The 4348-nt window shown below is 68.6% G+C and carries 4 protein-coding genes and 1 pseudogene; 3 read left to right on the top strand and 2 right to left on the bottom strand.

Annotated features, from left to right (window positions below; all coding sequences use genetic code 11):
- Positions 1 to 570: 570 nt before the first annotated feature.
- A complete protein-coding gene (locus ACWGKT_RS48255) occupies positions 571 to 1446 on the bottom strand; it encodes a LysR family transcriptional regulator (RefSeq protein WP_453278783.1) in 876 nt (291 codons plus the stop codon).
- A 122-nt stretch (positions 1447 to 1568) separates the two neighbouring features.
- Here ACWGKT_RS48255 and ACWGKT_RS48250 point away from each other — a divergent pair, with 122 nt between their 5' ends.
- The 3 genes and pseudogenes from ACWGKT_RS48250 to ACWGKT_RS48240 all read left to right on the top strand — a co-directional run.
- A complete protein-coding gene (locus tag ACWGKT_RS48250) occupies positions 1569 to 2567 on the top strand; it encodes an NADP-dependent oxidoreductase (protein ID WP_453278782.1) in 999 nt (332 codons plus the stop codon).
- On the top strand, positions 2564 to 2965 hold the full coding sequence (locus tag ACWGKT_RS48245) for a nuclear transport factor 2 family protein (RefSeq protein WP_453278781.1): 402 nt from the start codon (positions 2564 to 2566) through the stop codon (positions 2963 to 2965). Before ACWGKT_RS48250 ends, ACWGKT_RS48245 begins: the two co-directional genes overlap by 4 nt.
- An 84-nt stretch (positions 2966 to 3049) precedes the next feature.
- Positions 3050 to 3142: pseudogene (locus ACWGKT_RS48240) on the top strand (DNA-binding response regulator); the annotation flags it as partial.
- Positions 3143 to 3235: 93 nt separating this feature from the next.
- Here ACWGKT_RS48240 and ACWGKT_RS48235 read toward each other — a convergent pair.
- Positions 3236 to 4144 carry a LysR family transcriptional regulator gene (locus ACWGKT_RS48235; RefSeq protein WP_453278780.1) on the bottom strand — a complete coding sequence of 303 codons (909 nt, stop codon included), beginning with the start codon at positions 4142 to 4144 and terminating at the stop codon, positions 3236 to 3238.
- Between the last annotated feature and the right edge of the window lie 204 nt (positions 4145 to 4348).

Genomic DNA, 4348 nt, shown 5'->3' with positions numbered 1-4348 from the left:
AGGACACCCACAGGGTCAGTCATAAGCAAGAGTCAGACCGCCTCAGCCGGGGCTACCCGATCCTTGCGGGACCCGGTGCGAAGAGACTGACAGTCGTAGGCGTCGCCGACCGATCCGATCGATGCGGCGATGCCTGCCCGGTCGAGGTGCTCGGCGAGCGCGAACGATGTCTCCTTGGGATGCTGGGGATCCAGTTGCCCTTGGGCAGGGTCGCGAGGTCATGCGGCTCGCCGCACAGGGCCGTGCCCGGGCGCCCGGCACGGTGGCCGTTGTTCAACGGCGTTGCTTCCCCTGCACCCTCACGCGATACGGCAACGGTTCCTGGTCGAGACGGCGTGCTTGATCGCCGTTCCATCCCTGATCTTGCAGGGTATCCCCGGCTTTGGCCGCGGAAGGAATGCCTCATCGGCCCGGAGGCGCGCAGCGAGCTGACGCGCTTGAGGGAGTTGATCAGCTTGGACAGGGCGATTTTCGGGGGGTCGGCACAACCCGAGCGATACCGGCAGATGCGCGACGAACACAGCGCGCGTGAGCACCGCTTGGGGCAGTTCAGTGCCGAGCGGGTCCCGGTCAGGCTGCCGGGGCGGTCAGGACGGCCTTGGCCGCCAGCCGGAGACTCCTGATCATCGGATTCGGGTCGCTCTTGCGGCTGGCCAGGACGACCTGGCTCGGGGGAGCGCCCTCGACCGGGACGGTGACGAGGTCGGGGCGCAGTGAGCTACGCCGATCGCCGACCGGTAGCACGGCGATCGCCCTGCCGCTCGCGACGAGTTCGAGCTTGTCCTCGTAGCTCTCGATCGGCGGCACGCCGGCCCCGAGGATCCGGTAGGAAGTCCAGTCCGCGGTCTCGAACGCGCACGGCGCCGCTTCCTCGCCGGCCAGTTCTTCCGCGGTCACCGACGTGCGGTCGGCCAAGGAATGGCCGCGCGGGACCACGAGCATCCGGGGCTCCTCGTACAGCGGGGTGGTGAACACGTCGTCGGCGGCGAGCGGCAGCGGGGCCCGCGCGATCAGGGCGTCGACGCGCTTGTCGGACAGCGCCCCGACGTCGCGGCAGCTCAGGTACCGGGTGGTGATCTCGGCGTCCGGGTAACGTCGCCTCAGTTCCCGTACGGCGGCGGTGATCACCAGGTCTTCGACGTAGCCGATGGCGATTCGTTCGGTCTCGGCTTGTTCACGCACGGCCAACTCGGCCTGGCGGGCGGCCTGCAGCAGGGCTTGGGCCTGGGGGAGGAACCTCTGGCCGGCCGGAGTGAGCCGGGTGCCCTTGGGTTCGCGGTCCAGTAGTCGTGCGCCGAGATACTTCTCGAGTCGTTGGATCTGGCGGCTCAGCGCCGGCTGGGCCACGTGCAAGTCGGCGGCGGCGCGGCCGAAGTGCTGGTGCGCCGCCACCACGGTGAAGTAGCGCACCAGCCGCAGTTCCAGGTCCTGTCCGAGATCGTTCACCCTTGCAGCGTACGCGTCATGCCGTTTCGGAATGACCAGGTTGCCGAACCGGTCTTGGACGGCCATGCCGTCCTGGGCCTTGACTGAAGGAGCAACGTTTCCCCAGGAAAGCGACAGGCGCGATGAAGGCGATCCAGTTCCACGAAGCGGGCGGGCCGGAAGTTCTGCAGTATGACGAGGTGCCGGTTCCCGAGATCGGCCCGGGGGAGGTGCTCGTCCGGGTGCACGCGGCGGGCATCAACCCGCCGGACTGGTACCTGCGTGAGGGGATGAAGGTCATGCCGGCCGAGATGAGGCCGGCGCTGGAGTTCCCCCTGATCCCCGGAACGGACATGTCGGGCGTGGTCCAGGCGGTCGCTCCGGACGTGCTGGGGTTCGCCGTCGGTGACGAGGTCTTCGGCATGCTGCGGTTCCCGGGATTCGACGGCCGGACGTACGCCGAGTATGTGGCCGCGCCGGCTTCGGACCTGGCGCACAAGCCGGCCGGTATCGACCACGTGCAGGCGGCTGGGGCGCCGATGGCCGTGCTTACGGCCTGGCAGTACCTGGTTGATCTCGGCCACGACGTGCCGTCAGTTTTCACCGGCCAGGTGCACCAGCCGGTGCCGATCACGCCCGGGATGACCGTGCTGGTCAACGGGGCCGCCGGTGGAGTGGGCCACTTCGCGGTGCAGTTGGCGAAATGGAAGGGGGCACACGTCATCGCGGTGGCCTCGGGCCGGCATGAGCAGTTCCTGCGCAAGCTCGGCGCCGATGAGTTCATCGACTACACCAGGACGCAGGCCGCGGACGTGGTCAGCGGTGTCGACCTGGTGATCGACACCGTCGGTGGCCCGGACAGCTCACGCTTCCTGACCGTGCTCAAGCGCGGCGGCATCATGCTTCCGGTGTTCTTCGCCCAGTACGACCCGGAAGAGACGGCGCGTCTGGGCATCACGGTCTCGAACATTCAGGTGCGTTCCAACGGCCCCCAGCTCGCCGAGATCGGGCGCCTGTTCGACGAGGGCAGGCTCCAGGTCGGGGTGGACAGCACCTACCCGCTGCCCGAGGCGGGCAGCGCACACACGCGAGCCGCGCAGGGCCACATCCAAGGCAAGATCGTGCTGACGGTGGTCTCGTGACCGCCGAACTCCAGCAGGCGGTGGCGCGCTACGCCCACGCCCTGGACGAGCTGAATGTGCCCGAGCTGGAAGCGGTCCTGACCGAAGACACCACCTGGACCTTCACGATGCCCGGACAAAGAGTGCTGGGCCCGGTCGCCGGACGCGCGGTGGTGCTCGACTTCATCCGTGACGGGCACACGGCCCAGACCGGAAGGGTGCGGCACCACCTGGGCAATGTCGTGGTCACGACGACGGACGCCGTCACCGCTGAGGTGCGGGCCTATCTGGTGCAGACGAGGAACACCGGCGAAAGCATCCAGATGATCTCGACCGGGGTCTACACGTTCGGCCTGCGCCGGTCCGACGGTGGGTGGCGGATCGCCGAGCTCACCCTGACGCTGGACAACGCCATTTAGGGCGGGGCCAGGTGTATTGACTCGCAGCGGCGCGGTCGCTCGGCACGTCGCCGAGCGCGGGGGTGATCTGCTTCAACGTCAGGCCAGGAGACCGTCAAGACGTTCGTGTCCTGCATGCTCGGCAAACTCGGGCTTCGCGACCGCGTTCAGTTGGTCGTGTACGCCTGCCGCCGGGGGGCTGGTGATCTGATGGGGGTCCGCACAGCGGCCGGCCGTGCGGCATCGAGGTGGTCGCGTGGACGTGTGGGGGAAGCGGCCGGACGGCGTCGGCTACGACGGCGCCCCGCCCATGGCCAGCGCGGTTCGCGCCAGATCGCGCAGCCAGGCGTGGGCGTGGTCGGTGTCGTAGCGCTGATGCCATGACAGGTATATGGGTGCCGGGGGCAGTTCGAGTGGGAGGGGGAGCACGGCCAGGCCGAGGTCGGCGGCCGCTGAGCGTGTGGTGGCTTCGGGGACGCTGATCAGGAGATCGGAGTCGCGCGCGAATTCCAGCGCGGCTGCTTCGGTGGGCGCGGTCGCCACCACGCGGCGGGTGAGGCCGAGCCGCGCGAGGGCGTCGTCGAGGGCGTTGCTGAGGTTTCCGCGTCGCGAGACGGTGACGTGCTCAGCGGCGGCGTACTGCTGTGCGGTGACGGTCCTGAGGCGGGTGAGGGGGTGTCCCTGCCTGACGACGATGACGAGGCGGGTCTCGCCCACGTTCTCGGCTCGGATGTCCGGTGCGCTCGGGCGGTTGGCGTTCGCCTCCAGGTCGACCTCGCCGCGCCGCAACTCGGGGGTGTCGGTGCTCGATTCCGCGACGAAGCGCAATCGCACGCCCGGCGCCTGTCCGCGCACGGCCGCGAGCAGTGTGGGGCCGCTCAAGGCGACCAGGGAATCGTGCCAGCGGAGTGTGAAGGTGCGCTCCAGCGTTGCCAGATCGAGTTCACGGCTCGGTGCCAGCACTCCTTGGACCTGGTGCAGCAGTTCGTGCACCTGTTCCCGGACGGCGATCGCGTACGGCGTCGGGGTCATGGTGCGGCCGGTGCGCACCAGGATCTGGTCCCCGGTCGTGCGCCGGATTCGGCCCAGGCTCCGGCTCATCGCGGGGGCGGTGACGTGCAGGCGTGCGGCTGCCCCGGCCACACTGCCCTCCTCCAGCAGCGCGTCGAGCGCGGCGAGCAGATTCAAATCCAATTGCATGTGAGTAATCCTAGCCGTGCTTGACATGCATTTGAAGTTAATTAAAGGGCCTTATACCTTCGAGGCGAGAGCGCAAGACGGAACGCACAGCTTGGCCCGACCCGCCTCAATCACCCCTCCTCAGACGGGAGTACCACCATGTCCGAAACGCTTCAGACCACCGCAGTGGCCGGCTCCGACGCCGACTTGCTCGCCCGGACCGCG

It is taken from the genome of Streptomyces sp. NPDC054794 (assembly GCF_053611585.1).
This window is presented reverse-complemented; position numbering and strand designations above follow the sequence as displayed.

Excerpts from the sequence above, each read along its gene's own strand:
- ACWGKT_RS48250 (WP_453278782.1), top strand. The coding sequence starts at position 1,569 with ATGAAGGCGATCCAGTTCCACGAAGCGGGCGGGCCGGAAGTTCTGCAG.
- ACWGKT_RS48235 (WP_453278780.1), bottom strand. The coding sequence starts at position 4,144 with ATGCAATTGGATTTGAATCTGCTCGCCGCGCTCGACGCGCTGCTGGAG.